Source organism: Archangium sp., from assembly GCF_036277355.1.
Classification (GTDB): domain Bacteria; phylum Myxococcota; class Myxococcia; order Myxococcales; family Myxococcaceae; genus Archangium.
This window is the reverse complement of sequence record NZ_DASUNC010000046.1, coordinates 100,776-118,916: the sequence shown is the minus strand read 5'-3', so window position 1 is coordinate 118,916 and position 18,141 is coordinate 100,776. Positions and strand designations below refer to the sequence as shown.

General features: G+C 70.0%; 17 protein-coding genes. 11 read left to right on the top strand and 6 right to left on the bottom strand.

The annotated features are described in order from the left end of the window. The first annotated feature begins 191 nt into the window (after window positions 1-191). The 5 genes from VFZ09_RS11870 (at window position 192) to VFZ09_RS11850 (ending at window position 5,226) form a co-directional block, all read left to right on the top strand. Window positions 192-1,733: a sensor histidine kinase gene (locus VFZ09_RS11870; protein WP_329727642.1), complete on the top strand. Its 1,542-nt coding sequence runs from the start codon at window positions 192-194 to the stop codon at window positions 1,731-1,733. Beyond that, window positions 1,730-3,025 (top strand): pitrilysin family protein, encoded by a 1,296-nt coding sequence (locus tag VFZ09_RS11865; protein ID WP_329727641.1) that lies wholly within the window; start codon window positions 1,730-1,732, stop codon window positions 3,023-3,025. Before VFZ09_RS11870 ends, VFZ09_RS11865 begins: the two co-directional genes overlap by 4 nt. Window positions 3,026-3,267: 242 nt before the next feature. Beyond that, window positions 3,268-3,642, top strand: a complete 375-nt coding sequence (locus VFZ09_RS11860) for a nuclear transport factor 2 family protein (protein ID WP_329727640.1) — start codon at window positions 3,268-3,270, stop codon at window positions 3,640-3,642. Between the two features lie 124 nt (window positions 3,643-3,766). Then, window positions 3,767-4,480, top strand: a complete 714-nt coding sequence (locus tag VFZ09_RS11855) for a hypothetical protein (RefSeq protein WP_329727639.1) — start codon at window positions 3,767-3,769, stop codon at window positions 4,478-4,480. Between the two features lie 137 nt (window positions 4,481-4,617). Then, window positions 4,618-5,226, top strand: a complete 609-nt coding sequence (locus VFZ09_RS11850; RefSeq protein ID WP_329727638.1) for a DUF2378 family protein — start codon at window positions 4,618-4,620, stop codon at window positions 5,224-5,226. A 7-nt stretch (window positions 5,227-5,233) separates the two neighbouring features. Here VFZ09_RS11850 and rd read toward each other — a convergent pair whose 3' ends face one another. Beyond that, window positions 5,234-5,401, bottom strand: coding sequence for a rubredoxin (rd, locus tag VFZ09_RS11845; protein WP_329727637.1), 168 nt, complete (start codon window positions 5,399-5,401; stop codon window positions 5,234-5,236). 46 nt (window positions 5,402-5,447) lie between these two features. Beyond that, complete coding sequence (locus tag VFZ09_RS11840; protein ID WP_329727636.1) at window positions 5,448-6,254, bottom strand: SDR family oxidoreductase; 807 nt, start codon at window positions 6,252-6,254, stop codon at window positions 5,448-5,450. 79 nt (window positions 6,255-6,333) lie between these two features. On the opposite strand from VFZ09_RS11840, the gene VFZ09_RS11835 reads away from it, so the two are divergent. Together VFZ09_RS11835 and VFZ09_RS11830 are read left to right on the top strand one after the other, a co-directional pair. Then, window positions 6,334-7,335 carry a class I SAM-dependent DNA methyltransferase gene (locus VFZ09_RS11835; RefSeq protein WP_329727635.1) on the top strand — a complete coding sequence of 334 codons (1,002 nt, stop codon included), beginning with the start codon at window positions 6,334-6,336 and terminating at the stop codon, window positions 7,333-7,335. Window positions 7,336-7,402: 67 nt separating this feature from the next. Then, entirely contained in the window at window positions 7,403-8,218 is an 816-nt protein-coding gene (locus VFZ09_RS11830; RefSeq protein WP_329727634.1) for a class I SAM-dependent methyltransferase, read from the top strand. A gap of 16 nt (window positions 8,219-8,234) precedes the next feature. Here VFZ09_RS11830 and VFZ09_RS11825 read toward each other — a convergent pair whose 3' ends face one another. Next, a complete protein-coding gene (locus VFZ09_RS11825) occupies window positions 8,235-9,554 on the bottom strand; it encodes a tetratricopeptide repeat protein (RefSeq protein ID WP_329727633.1) in 1,320 nt (439 codons plus the stop codon). A 40-nt stretch (window positions 9,555-9,594) separates the two neighbouring features. On the opposite strand from VFZ09_RS11825, the gene VFZ09_RS11820 reads away from it, so the two are divergent. The 4 genes from VFZ09_RS11820 to VFZ09_RS11805 all read left to right on the top strand — a co-directional run bounded on the left by VFZ09_RS11820 (window position 9,595) and on the right by VFZ09_RS11805 (window position 13,784). Further along, on the top strand, window positions 9,595-9,930 hold the full coding sequence (locus VFZ09_RS11820) for a hypothetical protein (RefSeq protein ID WP_073567959.1): 336 nt from the start codon (window positions 9,595-9,597) through the stop codon (window positions 9,928-9,930). Window positions 9,931-10,149: 219 nt separating this feature from the next. Then, complete coding sequence (locus VFZ09_RS11815; protein WP_329727632.1) at window positions 10,150-11,769, top strand: PAS domain S-box protein; 1,620 nt, start codon at window positions 10,150-10,152, stop codon at window positions 11,767-11,769. 9 nt (window positions 11,770-11,778) lie between these two features. After that, entirely contained in the window at window positions 11,779-12,237 is a 459-nt protein-coding gene (locus tag VFZ09_RS11810; protein ID WP_329727631.1) for a response regulator, read from the top strand. Continuing rightward, on the top strand, window positions 12,237-13,784 hold the full coding sequence (locus VFZ09_RS11805) for a hybrid sensor histidine kinase/response regulator (protein ID WP_329727630.1): 1,548 nt from the start codon (window positions 12,237-12,239) through the stop codon (window positions 13,782-13,784). The genes VFZ09_RS11810 and VFZ09_RS11805 overlap by 1 nt, the downstream gene beginning before the upstream one ends. Before the next feature lie 79 nt (window positions 13,785-13,863). Here the strand turns inward: VFZ09_RS11805 and VFZ09_RS11800 are convergent, their stop codons facing one another. Genes VFZ09_RS11800 through dapF form a run of 3 tightly spaced genes read right to left on the bottom strand, consistent with a single transcriptional unit; the run spans window position 13,864 to window position 18,126 of the window. Beyond that, window positions 13,864-15,366 (bottom strand): DUF4388 domain-containing protein, encoded by a 1,503-nt coding sequence (locus VFZ09_RS11800; protein WP_329727629.1) that lies wholly within the window; start codon window positions 15,364-15,366, stop codon window positions 13,864-13,866. Window positions 15,367-15,383: 17 nt separating this feature from the next. Then, the gene (locus VFZ09_RS11795) at window positions 15,384-17,234 is read right to left on the bottom strand and encodes a GGDEF domain-containing response regulator (RefSeq protein WP_329727628.1); all 1,851 of its coding nucleotides are present in this window, start codon (window positions 17,232-17,234) and stop codon (window positions 15,384-15,386) included. A 37-nt stretch (window positions 17,235-17,271) separates the two neighbouring features. Further along, window positions 17,272-18,126 carry a diaminopimelate epimerase gene (gene dapF / locus VFZ09_RS11790; RefSeq protein WP_329727627.1) on the bottom strand — a complete coding sequence of 285 codons (855 nt, stop codon included), beginning with the start codon at window positions 18,124-18,126 and terminating at the stop codon, window positions 17,272-17,274. Between the last annotated feature and the right edge of the window lie 15 nt (window positions 18,127-18,141).

The following is an 18,141-nucleotide window of genomic DNA, read 5'->3' as shown; positions in this document are numbered from 1 at the left end:
CCTGATGACCGGGCCCTGCCCTGTCCCCTGCCCCGGCGGGCGGACGAGGTCCACCCGTTGATACTCCGCCTCATCGTGTTCCCCTTTTGCGGTCTCAGGTCCCGGCGAAGGCTAAAGATGGGCTTGCGCTCGGACCGTCCCGAGCGTAGCGATGGGCTCCGTCCGTGGTCAACGCGGCCCCCGCCCCCTGAATGAAGCTCTCGCTCGCCACCCGCATCTTCCTTGGTTACGCGGTGGTGCTCGCCACCTTCGGCGCGGTGTCGCTCTTCAGCGTGGCCGAGCTGCACCGCAACCGGCTGGAGATCCGCCTGGTGAGCCAGGGCTACCTCCAGCTGTCGCAGGACGCGGCCGCGCTCGAGTCCTTCCACACCAACCAGGAGAAGGACACCGAGCGCCTGCTCGAGGAGGGCAGCGTGGAGACACGGCGGGCCCTCATCCGGCTGGCCCGGCTGTACTTTCCCTCGCTCATGGCGGAGCGGCTGCAGGCGGCCAAGGCGAGGGCCAGCGAGGTGCGCACCCTGGCGCCTGGCGGCGAGGTGCACTTCGTCCAGGACCTGGAGTCGCGCCTGGGGGAGCTCGCCAACCGCTACCAGGCCTACGGGCGGGCGGCGGAGGCCGTCTTCACGGTGCTCTCCAACGAGCAGCCCCTGGCGGAGGAGGTGGCACGGGCCACCGCCGAGCTGCGCCAACAGGAGTCCTCCATCGGCCGGGACATCCGCTTCCTGCGCGCCGCGCTGAGCAACCGCATCCGCGAGCGCGTGGACGGGGCCGAGGACCGCGAGCGGCGCACGGGCCTGGCCATCATCACCCTGTCCGTGCTGGCCATCGGCGTGGGCCTGGGCGCCACCGCCTGGTCGGCCCGCACGCTGCGCCCGGTGCGCACCCTCATCGAGGGCGTGTCGCGCATCGGCCGCGGCGACTACAGCGCCCAGCTGGGCGTGCGCGGTGACGACGAGGTGGCGGTGCTCGCCCGCGAGTTCGACGCCATGGCCCGCTCGCTCCAGGCGCGCGAGGCCCAGCTCAAGGCCCAGGCCGAGGCCCTCATGCGCGCCGAGCAGCTGGCGGCCGTGGGCCGCATCTCCGCCCAGGTGGCCCACGAGGTGCGCAACCCCCTGTCCTCCATCGGCCTCAACGTGGAGCTGATGCAGGACGCCTTCGAGCGCGCCACCTTCGAGTCCCCGGTGGATGCCCGCGAGGCGCGCGAGCTGCTCGCCGCCGTCACCCGCGAGGTGGACCGGCTCACCGAGGTGACGGAGCAGTACCTGCGCATGGCGCGCCCGCCCCGGCCCAGCCTCGAGCCCACCGACGTCACCGACGTGCTGGCCAGCGTGCTGGACTTCTCCCGCGAGGAGCTGGAGCGCGCCCACGTGGAGGTGGCGAGCGAGCTCGCCGAGACTCCGCCCCAGGCCCTGGCCGACGAGGGCCAGCTGCGCCAGGTGTTCCTCAACCTGCTGCGCAACGCCCGCGAGGCCATGCCCGATGGCGGCCGGCTCACCATCTCCACGCGCGTGCACGAGCGCGAGGTGGAGGTGCGCATCCAGGACACCGGCCGCGGCATGACCGAGGCCGTGCGCTCGCGCATCTTCGAACCCTTCTTCACCACCAAGGAAGACGGCACGGGCCTGGGGCTCGCCGTCTGCCAGCAGATCCTCAAGGCCCATGGCGGCTCGCTCGGGTGCCAGAGCGAGTCCGGCCAGGGCACCACCTTCTCCGTCAGGCTTCCCCGCGCATGAGCTTCAGCTACCACCGCGATGTCCTGCCCAACGGGCTGCGCGTCGTCACCATCGAGACCCCGCACCTGCACACCGCCCTGCTCGCGGTGTACGTGCGCACCGGCAGCCGCCACGAGACGGCCGCCAACAATGGCGTCAGCCACTTCCTCGAGCACCTCTTCTTCCGCGGCAGCGAGGGCTGGCCGGACACCGTGAAGATGAACTCCGCCGTGGAGGAGGTGGGCGGCAACCTCAACGGCGTCACCACGCGCGACCACGGCTACTACTACACGCCCCTGCACCCGGCGCACCTCGACGTGGGCCTCGAGGTGCTCGGGGACATGCTCACCCGCCCCAAGCTCACCGACATGGAGGTGGAGCGGAACATCATCCTCGAGGAGATGCTCGACGAGGTGGACGAGAAGGGCCGGGACATCGACATCGACAACCTGTCCAAGCGGGTGCTCTTCCGCGACCACCCGCTGGCCTTCAAGATCGCCGGCACGAAGGAGTCCGTCTCGCTGCTCTCCCACGAGCAGATCCGCGAGCACTTCGCGCGCCACTACGTCACCGGCAACATGGTGGTGACGGCGGCGGGCCGGGTGAAGCACGACGAGGTGCTCGCGCTGGTGGAGCGCCACTTCGCGCGGCTGCCCCGGGGCGCCGAGAGCATCGACCTGCCGCCGCCGCCCACACCCGCCGGGCCGCACCTGCACGTCGTCACCCACGACGAGTCGCAGACGGAGTTCCGCATCAGCTTCCGCACCGTCCCCGAGCACCACGAGGACTGGCCCGCCCTGCAGTTGCTGCGTCGCTTCCTGGATGACGGGCTGTCCTCGCGGCTGCCCTTCGAGATCGTCGAGAAGCGGGGGCTGGCGTACTCGGTGCACGCCTCGCTGGAGGCCTTCCACGACGCGGGCATCTTCGAGATCGAAGCCGCGAGCGCGCCGGACCGGGCCTCGCTGGTGGTGGCGGAGGTGTTCCGGGTGCTGGGCGAGCTGAGCACCACGCCGGTGGGCGAGGAGGAGCTGGCTCGGGCCAAGCGGCGGCACCGGATGCTGCTGGAGTTCTCCCAGGACTCGCCGGGCGAGCTGGCCGGGTGGTTCGGCGGCACGGAGCTGTTCCGCCGGCCCGAGTCCTTCGGCCGCCGGGCGGACCTGGTGGACGCGGCCAGCGCGGCGCACGTGCGCGACGTGGCCCGGCGCTACTTCGCCCGGGAGAACCTCACCGTGGTGGCCGTGGGCCAGCGCAAGGGCATCAAGGCCCTGGAGAAGGTCGTGGAGACCGCCGAGGGCCTGCCCTCCTCCAAGTGAGGAGGCGCCACCTACCCGGCGAGCGCGTAGTTTGGCTGAGCCAAGTCAACGCAAGTGACGCCGCGCGGGTAACCGGCTCGACACGAGCCAGAACGCCCTCCCGGTGAGCGCCCCGGGGCTTCCCCCAGGAGACCGGTATCTTCGGCTCCATGAGAACCCCCGCCCGGCTCACGCTCCTCGCCGTCCTCTGCCTGTGCACCGCCTGCGGACTTCGCTCCGCTCGACAGGCAGACTCCTCGAACATGACCGACCAGGCGCAGCTGCTCCAGCTCGAGAAGGACATGTTCACCGCCATCCGCACCCGGGATCGCCAGATGCTCGAGCGCATCCTGGACGAGCGCTTCGAGCTCCGCGTCCCGGGCAATCCCCCGGTGGATCGCGCCGGCTTCATCGCCGCCATCCTCGCCATCCCCGGCACCATCCTGTCCGTCGAGTCCGAGGACCTCGAAGCCCGCATCTATGGTGACGTCGGGGTCCTCCTCGGCCGGCAGCGCGCCCGAGTCCAGATGGAGGACGGCACCACCGTGGCCGACCTGGGCGCCTTCACCGACATCGCCCTCAAGCGCGGCGGCCAATGGCGCATGGTGCTCGCCCACAGCGTCACCCTGCCCCAGTAACCCCCACCCCCATCCACTATTTTCCCTGAATCCGGGAATCAGCAGTTGACACCTGAATCATGATTCATGAAGGCTCCCCGGCCGTACCGTCCCAGGAGGACGGCACTTGCCCCGGAGGAGCACCATGGAGATGAAGCGGCTGTCGAGCGCAGTGCGTTGTCTGTCCGTTCTCGTCGTCGGGTTCGCCGCGGCCTCCGCCAGCGCGCAGACGTGCCGGGACGCGGTGGTGCTGGTGCACGGCAACACCTCCTATCCCTCGGACTACAACAACACCTACAACACGCTGATCTCCCGCGGGTACGCCGCCGCGGACATCTTCCGCCCCAGCTGGGGCTCCAAGACGTGCGCCGCCTGTAACGACCACTCCGGCTCCGAGGAGACCCCCGTCCGCGACGCCATCACCCAGGCCCTCGCCCGCTCGTGCACCGGGAAGATCGACGTCATCGGCCACTCCATGGGCGTGACGCTCGCCATCAAGGCCATCCTCGACCTGGGCGTGCAGAGCCGCGTGGATGCCTTCGTGGGGCTCGCCGCCGGCTACCGCGGACTGTGGACCTGCGGCACCTACCCCTTCAACGTCGTCACCTCCACCTGCGGCTACTGGGGCCTGTCCGTGAAGAGCCCCTTCCTCACCGGCATCCAAGGCAAGCGCATGGCCACCCGCATCTACTCCCTCAAGAGCAACTCGGATGAGATCGTCTGCGCCACCGGCGTGTGCACCGTGGACGGCGTCCACTCCAGCCAGCTCACCAACGAGACCGCCTCCTACACCCTCTCCGAGAGCCACTTCGGCCTCGTCCGCAACACCGCCACCCGCCAGGCGGACCTCATCCAGTAGCTCTCCTCACAGGCAGGACAATGTCCTACCTTGGGACACAACTCCGGAAACCAAATCCCTGGAGATGGTGGTAGAGGCCACCACGTAGGGGGTACCCTGCCGCGGGGCTGGGTACCCATTCGTCCCAGGGATGCTCGATGATGACCGCTGCCGTACCCCGGAAGGAACCCGTCATCTTCAGTCAGGTGGTGGAGGCCCTCTTCAAGCACGCCTTCAAGGAGCGGCTCGACACCCACACCCGGGCACGGCTCAAGAAGATCGGCATCGACCTGGATCACCCGTTCCTCGTGGCCTACTCGGTGCCGACCTGGTTCGCCGCCGTGGGGGTGTGCTCCGAGGTCCTCTTCCCGGACCTGTCCAACGAGCAGGCCCGCTACAAGATTGGCCGCAAGCTGGTGGACGGGTACGGCCAGACCACCATGGGCCGGGCCGTGTTCGCCATGCTGCGGATGCTGGGCTGGGAGCGCTCGCTGGGCCGGATTTCCCGCGGGCTGCAGTCGGGGACGAACTTCCTGTCGGCCCGGACCCGCTTCCTGCCGGATGGCGCGCTCGAGGTCACCTTCGAGGTGATGCCCGAGTTCTTCGCCGCCCTGGGCACCACGCCAGGCATCGACCCGCACTTCATGCACGGCAACATGGACGCGATGATGGAGCTGGTGGGCGCGCCCTTCACCCGCAGCGAGCTACAGCCCATCGAGCCCGGCTCGCAGCGCGTCGTCTACGTGCTGCGCCGCCCGGCCCCCTAGCCGCCGCCTAGTCCTCCAACGGCTCGAAGTCGGCCTTGCCCGCGCCGCACTCGGGGCAGTACCAGGTGTCGGGGATGTCCTCGAAGGCCGTGCCCGGCGCGATGCCGGAGTCGGGATCGCCCACGGCCGGGTCATAGATGTACTGGCACATCATGCAGCGGTAGCGCTTTTTCATCCCGTCTCTCTAACTCCGGCCGAACCACCGGCTCAACTCCACCGGATCAGGGCTCGCTCGCGTTCATGTACCCGGCGATGCGCAGCCTCAGCCCCAGCGGGGTCAGCGGCATGAACCAGGCCGAGAGGCGGTTGGAGAGCCCGGGTACCACCACCGGCTTGCCCCGCATCAGGCCCCGGAAGCCCGCCTCGGCCACCTGGCGCGCGGTGCTCGTCCCCATGGGGCCGCTGAAGAGCCGGGCCTTCTGGTGCTCCCCCGCCCGCGCGGCGAACTCCGTCTCGGTGAACCCCGGGCACAGCGCCGTCACCCTCACCCCCTGCCCCTTCAGCTCCCCGTGCAGCGCGGTGGAGAAGGACAGCACGTACGCCTTGCTCGCGTAGTACACGGACATGAACGGGCCCGGCGTGAAGGCCGCCAGCGAGGCCACGTTGAGCACGTACCCGCGCTTGCGCGCCACCATCCCCGGCACCAGCTCGCGGGTGAGCGCGGTGAGCGCCCGGACGTTGAGATCCAACATCCCCACCTGCTGCTCCGCGGGCAGCACCTCGAAATTCCCCGCCAGCCCGAAGCCCGCGTTGTTCACCAGCACCTCCACGTCCAGCTGGCGCGTCTTCAGCTCGTTCACCACGGTGGACACGCCCTCGGGCGAGACCAGGTCCGCCCCCACCACCACCGAGGGCACTCCATGGGCCTGCTGGAGCTGCTCCGCCAGCTCCTGCATGGGCCCGGTGCGCCGGGCCACCAGCACCAGCGCATACCCCTCGCGTGCCAGCAGCGACGCCAGCTCCCGGCCGATGCCACTCGAGGCGCCCGTCACCACCGCGTACCTGCGTGCCCGCACCATGTCGTCCATGACGCCACGCTTCCAAGGGAGCGAGCCCGGCGTCAATGGCCATGTGGATCGCCCGGGGTGTACCTTCTGGGGGAACCCCATGAAGCCCTCTCCCATTGACTGGCGTGCGCGCCTGGAAGCGTGTGGATTCGAAGGGGCGGAGCTCGTGCCCGCCACCTACGCGGCCCACGTGCTGTGGTCCCGGCGCGAGCCGCTGGCGGCGGAGGCGGCGCTGCGCGAGCACCTCGACCAGCAACCGGACGACAAGGACTCGCTGAAGATGCTCATCTCCATCCTCCAGGAGAACGGGCGCGCCAGCGAGGTGGTTCCGCTCCGCCGCCACCTGTACGAGCGGCGCTGCCACGAGCTGCGCATCCCCGAGTCCGCCCGGGACGCGGCCATCGCCTACATGGAAGCGGCCGAGTCCGGTGGCCCCCCGCCGGAGCGCATGGCCGACGCTCATGTCGCCGCGCTCTTCGACCTCTACGCCCCCAGCTTCGACGACAGCCTGCGCGGCTTCCTCTCCTACCGCGCGCCCGAGCGGCTCATGGACGCGGTGCGCTCCGTGCTCGGCGGACGGCGGGAGCTGGACGTGCTCGACCTGGGGTGCGGCACCGGACTGGCCGGTCCCCTCCTCCGGCCCTTCGCCCGGCGGTTGGAGGGCATCGACCTGTCCACGGGCATGCTCGACAAGGCGCGCGAGCGCGGCGTGTACGACGTGCTCCGGGCCGGGGAGATCACCGCGGAGCTCGCCGCCTCCCCGGCGAGCCATGAGCTCATCGTCGCCGTGGACGTACTCGTCTACTTCGGCGCGCTGGAGACGCTCTTCCAGCACGTGGCCCGGCGGCTCGCGCCCGGCGGCCTGTTCGCCTTCACCGTGGAGAAGGGCACCGCACCCGGGTACCGGCTCCAGCCCACCGCGCGCTACGTCCACCACCTCGATTACCTGCGAGGTTGCGCCAGCGCGGCCCACCTTCACCCGGTGTTGGAGCGGGAAGAGACCCTGCGCAAGCAGGCCGGACAACCCGTCACCGGCCACGTGGTCGTGCTGTCCAGAAGTGAAAGCCATGTGGCCCCACCGGTGGAAGGCGGGTCTTCCTGAGGGGGGGTCGGAAAGCGCGCGGTCCACACGCTATGCTCCGCCCCCCATTGAATCTGGGGTGGACTCCATGACCTCACAGGTCGAGACGGTGGCAGCGAAGATCCAGGGCTACACACAGGACCTGGGCAACTCCGGCGCGCAGGGGCGCCGGCGGTTGCAAGCCATCGAGGGAATGGCCGATCACATCACCCTGCGGCGCATCGAGGGGTTGGGCATCCAGGAGGGGTGGCGCTGCCTCGAGGTGGGCTGTGGCAGCGGCTCCATCGCGCGCTGGATGAGCTACCGGGTGGCACCGCACGGCCACGTGCTCGCCGTGGACACGAACACCCGGTACGTGGCCGGCGCGGCCAGTGCCATCCTCGAGGTGCGCCAGCAGGACGTCCCCACGATGCGGCCTCCCGAGAAGACCTTCGATCTCGTGCACTCGCGGATGCTGCTCCAGCACCTGGCCGAGCGGGAGGAGCTGGTGGAGCGGCTGGCCGCCTCGCTCAAGCCGGGCGGCTGGCTGTTGCTGGAGGAGATGGAGACCTTCTCGCTCTTCCAGAACGAGACGGGGCCCTTCCTCCAGGTGGTGGAGATCATGCACGCCATGGGGCGCGCCGCGGGCACGGCCGTGGACTGGGCCCGGACGCTGCCGCGTACCTTCCAGCGGCTGGGGCTGCAGAACGTCAACGCCGAGGGCGAGATGCTCTACTTCTCCGGGGGCAGCCCCACCGCCGAGTTCCACCAGCTCACCGGCGAGCAGTACTGGCCGTACGCGGAGAAGATGCGGCTGCTCACGCGCGAGCAGTTCGACCAGTACTCCGAGCGGCTGAAGGATCCGAACACCTGGTTCTACGGCCCCACCATCTTCGGCGTCTGGGGCCAGCGTCCACCCGCGTAGCCGCGGAAGGCCGCGCTCAGCGCCGGCCGCGGATGATGATGGGCCCGGACTTCTTCTTCCGGGGCAGGGCCTTCTTCAGCTCCTTCTGGATGTCCAGGTACTCGGGGTTGCCCGCGTCCTGCTTGAGCGCCTCGGCGATGAGCTTCAGGCCCCGATCGGGCCGCCGCCGCGTCTGGGCGTACAGGTTCGCCAGCGCCACCTTCTCCTCCAGCGAGGCCTCGTTCGCGTCCATGATCCGCTCCAGGGAGACCAGCGCCTCCTCCTTCTCGCCGGCCTGCTCCTGCAGCCGCCACATCCGAGAGAGCGCGGGCACCAGCCGGGGATTGTGTTGGAGGGCGGAGCCGTAGTCCTCCTTCGCGCGCTTCAGGTCCCCCTGCGTCTCGTGCACCCGGCCCCGGACATAGAGCGCGCGGGCCGAGTCCGGCTGCGCCTTCAGCGCCTGCTCCACCGCCGCCAATGTCCCGGCCTTGTTCCCCAGCGTCAGCCGCGTCTCGGCGAGCCGGGCGATGAGGTCCGCGTTCTGCGGGTACTTCGCCACCGCCGAGGCCAACAGCGCCTCCGCGTCCGCGTGGCGCTCGAGCTTCGTGAGCACCCGCGCCTTCAGCGCGACGAAGTCCGGCTTCGTGGCCTCCTCGCCCTGGACGGCCGCCAGGTCCTGCTCGGCGTACTCCGCGTAGCCACTCTGGAGGAAGTAGCGGGCGCGCAGCTTCCGCGCCGCCGTGAGCCCCGGCTGCTCCTCCAGGAGCCGGTCCATCAACTTGCCGGCGAGCACCTCGTCCCCCTTGGCCAGGAGGATCTCCGCCTCCACCACCTTGGCGTCCACGTCGTCCGGGCGCTCGCGCAGGATGCGCTCCAGCGTCTGGAACGCGGCCTGGTGCTCGCCCATCTCCGTCTGCAGGTGCGCCAGCTTGAGCACGTCCAGGTCCCCGAGCTCGTCGGCCTCGCGCAGCTCCAGCAGCATGCTGATGGCCTCGCGCAGGCGCCCGTCCTGCTCGTGGCGCTCGGCGATCTTCCGTTTGATCTCCGGCGCCTGCCCCGGATTGAGCGTCATGGCCCGCTTGAGCGCCAGGATGGACGCCCCCGTGTTACCCTCCCGGCGCCGGGCCTCGGCCACCAGGAGCAGGGGCTCGGGGTTGTCGGGCTTCAACCCCGAGGCCGCCTCGAAGGCCCGCGCCGCCTGCTCGGGCTCTCCGCTGTCGAGCAGCGCCTGGCCCTCGCTCATCTTCGCCTGGAACTTCTGCTCCTGGGTTTGAACGGAGAGTGTGTCCGGGTCCTTGCAGGCAAGCGGCAGCAGCAGGGGCAGGACGCAGAGCAGGCGGGGAAATGTCGATTGCATCGCTGAGATGCAGGGTAGCGGATGTTATCCTGCGCCGTCGATGGACCCATTCGTTCGGCGCCTCGTGGAGAGGCTCCATGATCCCGCGCGCCCCCTGTCGCGCAACCGGCACTTCCACACGTTCGACACCCCCGAGGGCCGGATGGCGCTGAAGGTGTCTCGACGGCTGAAGAGCCTCCACCAGGACATCCTCGCCTGTGTGCGGGAGGGCCGGCGCGCCCGCCTCTTCCGCCACATCGACGCCGAGGGCGAGCACCGGCTCGAGCTCCACTTCGAGCGCATCGCCGGCCGCCGCGTCTCCCACTTGAAGGCCGCCGAGCTGGAATTGCTCGCCCAGCTACCGGGCGTCCGGGACGCACTCGCAGGCGACCTCTGATTTCCCTGGAGCACCGGGTGTCCGGTCCTTCAGCGGTGAAGGACCGTGGACGGCGGAAGATCCCGGAAAATCCCCGTGGAGCCACTCCTCGTGGAGCAACCCCTCGCGAGCACTCCCGCTCTGGGGGTGAAGCACCGGGGCTACCGCCCGGGGAAACCTGTCGCCCGGATGACTCTTGCTCCGGGGACTCGCTATGCTCGACAGGCCTCAAGCCCTGCCATGACCGCGACGCCCTCCTCGAACCTGCCTCCTGACGAGCTGGCCGAAAGCCTCTTCCAGCCTCAGTACCAGCCCCTGTTGCGGGCCATCCTCGATAACGCAGCGGAAGGACTGGCCGTCGCCGACGCGAAGGGCCAACTGCTCTACTTCAACGACACGGCCCGCCGGATTCTCGGCGTGGGACTGGTGGACGCCGCGCCCGAGGCGTGGAGCGAGCGCTATGGCGTCTTCCTCCCGGACACGACGACGCGCTGCCCTTCCGAGCGGCTGCCCATCTACCGCGCCCTCCAGGGCGAGGCGTCGCCCGAAGAGGATCTCTTCATGCGCAACGAAACGCACCCGGAGGGCCGGCACGTCCACTCGATCGCCCGGCCCGTGCGCGACAGCCAGGGGAAGATCCTCGGGGTGACGCTCAGCCTGCGCGACACCCACGAGCAGCGGATGGCCGAGGCGGATCAGCGCCGCACCGAGCTGCGCTTCCAGCTCCTGGTGGAGTCCGCGCAGGAGGGACTGTGGACGGTGGACGTGGACGGCCACACCATCTACGCCAACCGCTACCTGGCCCAGATGCTGGGCTACACGGTGGAGGAGATGCTGGACAGGACGCTCTTCGACGTCATCTGTCCCGAGGACATCCCCCTCATGCAACGGTACGTCGAGGAGCGGCGCCAGGGCAGGTCCGCCGTCCTCAACGACTTCCGCATGGTGCGCAAGGACGGGACGGTGCTGTGGACGCTCGTCTCCACCGGCCCGCTCTACGATGAGACCGGCAGGTACATCGGGGCCATGGCGATGATCACCGACATCACCCAGCGCCGCCAGGCCGAGGAGCAGGTGCGCCAGCTCAACGCGGAGCTGGAGCGCCGCATCGCCGAGCGCACCGCCCAGCTCGAGTTCTCCAACCGCGAGCTGGAGGCCTTCGCCTACTCGGTGGCGCATGACCTGCGCGCCCCGCTGCGCAGCATCTCCAACTTCACGCTCGCCCTGTCCGAGGACTGCGCCGACAAGCTGGATGCCACGGGCCTGGACTACCTGCAGCGCATCCGCGCCTCCTCGCAGCGCATGGCGGAGCTCATCGACGGCATCCTCGCGCTCTCGCGCGTCAACCGCACCGAGTTCGTGGAGACGGACGTCAACCTGTCCGGCATCTCGCGCTCCATCTCCGAGCAGCTCCAGCGCTGGCAGCCCGAGCGCAGCGTGCGCTTCCAGCTCCAGGACGGCCTGGTGGACCGCGGGGACTCGCAGCTGCTGCGCCTGGTGCTGGAGAACCTGATGGGCAACGCCTGGAAGTTCACCCGCGAGAAACCGGTGGCGGAGATCGAGTTCGGCACGCTGCCGGAGACGGGCCCTGGGCGCGTCTACTTCGTCCGGGACAACGGGGCGGGGTTCGACATGGAGTACCAGAAGAAGCTCTTCGGCGTCTTCCAACGGCTGCACACGCAGCAGGAGTTCGAGGGGAACGGCGTGGGACTGGCCACCGTGCAGCGCATCATCCGCCGCCACGGTGGGCGCGTGTGGGGTGAGGGCCGGGTGGGCCAGGGCGCGGCCTTCTACTTCACCCTCCACGAGCCCGCCGCACCCGCGGCGCCTCCCGCGCCCCGCGCGGCCAGCGGTACGTGAGGAACCGCCATGTATGATCCGCACCAGCGCATCATCCTGCTCGTCGAGGACAACGAAGATGACGAGCTGATGACCCTCCGGGCCTTCCGCAAGAGCAACATCCACAACCCGGTGGTCGTCGTGCGCGACGGCGCCGAGGCGCTCGACTTCCTCTTCCTCCAGGGCCGGCACGCGGACCGGGATCCAGACATCCGGCCGCAGGTCATCCTGCTGGATCTGCACCTGCCTCGCATCGACGGCATCGAGGTGCTGCGGCGCATCCGCGCCAACCAGCACACCCGGGCGCTGCCGGTGGTCATCCTCACCTCGTCCAAGGAAGAGCGCGACCTGGTGGAGGGCTACGAGGCGGGCGTCAACAGCTTCGTCCACAAGCCCGTGGACGTCACCGCCTTCTTCGAGGCGGTGCGGCAGCTGGGCATGTACTGGCTCGTCCTCAACGAGCTTCCTACCCCGAGACGGAGTGTCTGATGGCCACACCGCTCCACCTGCTCCTCATCGAGGACTTCGAGGACGACGCCCTGATGGTGTTGCGTGAGCTGCGGCGCAGCGGCTACGACGTGACCCACAAGCGCGTCGAGACAGCCGAGGCGCTGGCGAGCGCGCTCGACTCGGGTCCCTGGGACGCCATCATCGCCGACTACGCCCTGCCGCGCTTCGACGCGCTGGCCGCCTTCTCCCTGGTGCAGCAGCGGGGACTGGACGTGCCCTTCCTGATCGTCTCCGGACAGATTGGCGAGGACACCGCCGTGGCGGCGATGAGGGCCGGCGTCCACGACTTCCTCCTCAAGGACCGGCTGAGCCGGCTGGGACCCGCCGTGGCGCGCGAGCTGCGCGAGGCGTCGCTCCGGGCCGAGCGCCGGAAGATGCAGGAGCAGCTGCTCCTGTCGGACCGGCTCGCGTCGCTGGGTCTGCTGGCCGCCAGCGTGGCCCATGAGATCAACAACCCGCTGGCCTCGCTCATGGCCAACCTGGACTTCGTGCTGAATCCGGAGGCGGGCTCGACGACCGTCTCCGCGGACCAGGAGCAGGCGCTGCGCGACTGCATGCTGTGCTCCGAGCGCATCCGGGAGATCGTCCGCGACATCAAGATCTTCTCCCGGCCGGACGAGAAGCAGCGCGGCCCGCTGGACGTGCACCGGGTGCTCGACTCGTCGCTGCGGATGGCGTGGAACCACATCTTCCACCGCGCCCGCATCGTGAAGGACTACACGGCGGTGTCCCCGGTGCTCGGCAGCGAGGCGCCCCTGGGCCAGGTCTTCCTCAACCTGCTCGTCAACGCCGCGGACGCCATTCCCGACGGGGACAGCACCACGCATGAGATTCGCGTGGTGACGCGCCAGGACGGGCCCAACCACGTCCGGGTGGAGATCCACGACACCGGCCGGGGCATCCCCGCGGAGCTGCGCGAGCGTATCTTCGAGCCCTTCTTCACCACCAAGCCGGTGGGGGTGGGCACGGGCCTGGGACTGGCCATCTGCCGCCGCACCCTCAACGAGATGGGCGGGGAGATCTCCGTGGACAGCGAGGTGGGGCGCGGCACCGTGTTCCACCTCCGGCTGCAGACGGCCCACGGCGACGCCGAGAAGCCCGAGAAGCCCGCTCCGGGCAAGGTGCTCAAGCAGCGGCTGCTGATCCTCGATGACGAGACGGTCGTCGGCCGGGCGCTCCAACGGCTGCTGCAGGCGCACTGCGAGGTGCTGGTGCTCAGCCAGGGCCGGGAGGCGCTGGCGCTGCTGTCCGCGGGCCGGCGCTTCGACGCCATCCTGTGCGACCTGATGATGCCGGAGATGAGCGGTCCCCGGTTCTACGAGGAGCTGTCACGGCTGGCGCCCGAGCAGGCCAGGCGGGTCATCTTCATGACCGGCGGAGCCTTCACGGAGCAGTCGCGCGCCTTCCTGGCCACCACGGGCATGCCCTGCATCGACAAGCCCGTCGAGTTCCAGCGGCTGCGCTCGCTGCTCGCCGCGATGCCGCCGCTGAGCGAGGAAGAGGACGCCGCGACCAAGACGGCGTGAGGGAGGCGTGAGCCCCCTTTCAGGAATGTGACCGATATCCCCTCTCCCGGAGGGCGAGGGGAAATGGGCGCGGACGGGCTCAGCCAGCGGTGAGGTTGAGCCGGGGCCCCTGCGCTTGAGGCACCCCGGGCAGCATCGGCGCCGGGTTGAGCGCCAGCAGGAGCAGGCTGCGCACCGCCTCCGTGAGGTCCTCGCCCACGCTGGCCGCGCCCGCGGGAGCCCCATGCAGCTCCGGCGGAACCGGATGGCCCACCAGCACCACCGGCATGCGGATGTCCCACGCCAGGAAGTGCGCCAGCTTCACCGCCGGCTCCGAGGCATCGAACAGCAGCGCGCCCACGCCCCCCGAGCTGAACGGGCGCCACAGCGGCCTCGCCGCCTCCGCCGGAGGCAGCACGCAGAAGTCCAGGTGCAGCAGCTCGTTGAGATCCAACCGCCCCAGCGTCCCGAAGCCACTCCGCACCGCCGCGGGCTCGGCCGCCACGGCCGCGATGTCCGGCAACTGCGACAACAGCCGCCGCGCCACCGCCGGGCCGCTTCCACAGACGAAGACCTTGGCCGTGGCCTCGCGCGAGGGGCCCCTGCCCCGGAGGATGCGTCCGCGCAGTGAGTGCAGCTCCGCGGGCCCGAGCAGCGGACCCGAGCCCTCGTCCCGATCGGGCTCGGACATGCGGGCCACGCCCTTCTGGAGGAGCGTGTGCAGCACGCCCACCACCTCCAGGTCCGTGGCCGGCGCCAGGTCCAACACCTCGCCGAGCGCGCGCGGCTGGCGCAACAGCTCCACCACCTGCGCCGTCACCGGGTGCTGGTCCTGCGTCAGGTCCGCCTCCGGCGCGAGCACCAGCCGCACATTGCGCGCCGGCAGCCCGGGCAGCAGCCGGTTCACCTCGTCCGCCTGGCGCATCGCCTCCAGCAGGGCGTCGTCCACGGCGCGCTGGATGCGGGGCTTGCCGCCCGTGTTCCCCGGCGAGAAGGTGAAGGAGCCCTCGGCCCACACCAGCAGCCGGAAGAGGGCCTTCTCGCCCTCGGCACGGCCCACCCGCGCGTTCACCGGGCGGCCGTCCACCACGACGATCTCCCCGCGCTCGCTGCCCCGCTCCAGCGTCAGCTTCCCGCTGCGCTTGTTCATCCCGAGGATCTGCATCAGATCCGGAATGCTCAGCTGGCTGAGCGAGCCTTCGATCTCCTGCACCTCGCTCTTGAGGTCCTTCGCCGCCTCGTTGCGGCGGAAGACGTGCTCGATGCGGGAGAGCACCTCGTCGATGTTGAAGGGCTTGCGCAGGAAGCCGTCGCGCAGGCCGCGCAGCTTGTCCGCCTCGAACTGGCCGGTGGAGACCACCACCGGGATGTCGTCCGTGCGCGGGTTGGTGCGCAGGATGTTGATGAACGTGCGCGCGTCCAGCATCCGGCACGCCTCATCGAAGAGGATGAGATCCGGATGGCGCAGCACCGCGACCTCCAGCGCGCGCGAGCCATCCGGCGCGTAGTGCACCTGGTAGCCCCGCGTGCGCAGGGAGCGCGACAGCGGACGGACCGACTCGAGGTCGGGATCGGCGATGAGGATCTTTCGAACCTGGGCCATGGTCGCTCCCTACCGGGTCAGTACGGCTGAAGGTCGTATTCGGCCTGCAGGCGGGTGATGAGCCCATCCACCACGGCCGTGTCCGACGAGTGGAAGCCCCACGTGGCGCCGAGTCCCCGGCGCTGGATGAGCGCGTACGAGGCCGTCTCCGACATCCAGAGGATGAACTCGTGCCGGGCCATGCGCTCGTCCCCCTCCAGGAAGACGGGCGTGAGCGCCGGGTGCGAGTCCAGATCCCCGCGCCGCCCCAGCAGGTAGATCCGCGAGGCCATCTCCGGCGAGGCCGACTCCAGCCCCTGGGCAATGGGCAGGTCCGCGCGGATCTCCGGCCCGCCCACGTACAGCAGCCCGCGCGAGCTCGGGTCGCGCATCAGCTCGCGGGCGATCTCCGCCTGCAGCTCGTCGAAGAGCACGTCGGACACCTTGCCGCGGCGCGAGGGCTCCGCGTTGTCCTCCACCGGCAGCTTGGGGCTGGAGGCATTGCCGAGCAGCAGGTCCACCTCGTCCCAGAAGGGCAGCGTGTCCAGCATCAGCTTGCGCTGCAGCGAGCAGCGCCGCTCGTCCATGCGCCGGCGGCACCGGTGCACCAGCTCGTCGAAGTCCTCGCCGTCCTTGGGGAAGGTGCTCGCCCCGCCCACCAGCGCCAGCGGCAGACGCGACTCCACCTCCTGCGCCTCCGGCTCCGCGCGCACCGCGTCCAGCGCGCGCCGCACGAACATCATCGCGCCGAAGAAGTCCGTCTCCGGCAGCAGCAGGTAGAACTCCTGGTCGCTCGCCTTGGCGATGACGTCCGAGTCCCGGACGATGCGCCCGAACGCCTTGATGATGCCGCGCACCGCCAGCTTCGCGTCCGGCACGCCCAGGCGCATGCGCACCAGCGGCAGGTTGTCCACGCTGAACGTCAGCAGCGAGAACATCCGCCCGTAGCGCCGCGCCTTGTAGATCTCCTTGGAGGCGTAGTCCGTGAAGTAGCTGAGGTTGTAGGCGGCCGTGTCCCTGTCTCTCAGGCCCAACCGCTGCAGCGCCAGCATCCTCCGGCCGTTCTTCACGCCCACCGCCGCCGAGTCGCCCAGAATCTTGGCGTAGCGCACGTGCTCGGAGCGGAAGTCACCGGCCACCGGATCCGACAGCTGCGCCAGGCCCATGATCTCCCCGGCGATGACGAAGGGGACGTAGAGCACCGGCGAGCGCTCGTCGCGGGCGATCCACGGCATGGCCTCGCGCAGACGGTTGCCGAGCGGCCCGTCCGGGCTCATGCGCTCGGCGAGGAACTGCTTGTCCAGCAGGCCCCGGTAGGCGCGCAGGACGAGGTGCCCCCGGTCATCGGCGATCCACAGGGCGGCGCTCTGCGCATCGCAGACGGCGGCGAGCTCGCCGGCCACCCGCTCCTGGAGCCACTCGAGGTCCGGCTGGGAGAGGAACTCCAGGCAGCGCTGGTGGAGGTTCTGGTAGCGGGCGAACTCCAGGTTCTCGGTCTGGAGCTGGGAGCGCTCGCGGCGCAGCTGGACGCGCTCCATGGCGCGCTCCACGGCGAGCAACAGGTCCGTCTCGTCGACGGGCTTGGTGAGCACCACCGCCACCCCGGCGCTCAGCGCCATGGCCGAGCCCTTCACGTCCGTGCGCTGGGTGACGAGGATGACCTCCTGCTCGGGGTCGCGCTCGCGCAGCTTCGTGGTGAGACCGAAGCCGTCCATCTCGGGCATCACCACGTCGGTGATGACCAGATCGAAGGCCTCGTGCGTGGCCGCTTCCAGGGCCTGGGCCGCGTTGGCGGCGGGGACGACGAGGTAGCCCTTCCGGGAGAGCATGTCGGAAGCGAGCTGCCGGAAGAAGTTGTCGTCATCGACGACGAGGATGGGGCCAGCCACAGCGGAGGACTCGACGAGCAGGGGGGAGACGGCGAGGTTACCGGCCCGGGAGATCCGGGACAACGCCCGTGAAGACGAAGGAGACGGGCCCGCGGAGGCGCACGTCCGACAGGTCCGAGGGCACCCGGATATGCAGGTCCCCGCCCGGCAGCGTGACGCGCAGCCAGGCATCCGCCGGGAGCCGCCGGGCGAGCACCGCCGCCACGGCCGCCGCGCACGCCCCGGTGCCACAGGCCTCGGTCAGGCCACAGCCCCGCTCCCACACCACGGCGGCCATGCCCTCCTCCGTCAACCGCACGAACTCCACGTTGGTGCGCTCCGGGAAGTCCGGGTGGCGCTCGAGCACGGGGCCCAACCGGGCGGCGTCCTCCAGGGGCTGATCCAACAGGACGAGGTGGGGGTTGCCCATGTTGATGGCGTAGCCGCGCAGCCCGGCGTGGCCGGGAACCTCCTCGCCCAGGAAGGGCTGGCCGGTGGCGCCCGAGGGCAGGTTGGGGGCGATGAGCCGCGCGGGCCCCATGGAGATCTCCACCTCGGCGACGCCGTCCGTGCCGTACCCGGGCATACACGTGAGGATGCCGGCGCCCGTCTCCACCTCGATGCGCTCGGGCTTCTCGCCGGAGTGGTCCACCAGGTACTTCACCGCACAGCGCAGGCCATTGCCGCACATCTCCGCGATGCTGCCATCGGCGTTGTGGACCACCATGCGCGCCAGGGCCGTCTCCGAGGGCAGCAGGCTGAGCACCCCGTCCGCGCCAATCCCCCTGCGCCGGTCGCACAACCACTGGGAGGACTTCGCGTCGATGTCCGGGCCACCCTGCCGGTAGTCCAGCACGATGAAGTCATTGCCGAGGCCGTGATACTTGAAGAAGAACTCTGCCGTAGTGCTCATGGTCGTCGGGTCTCT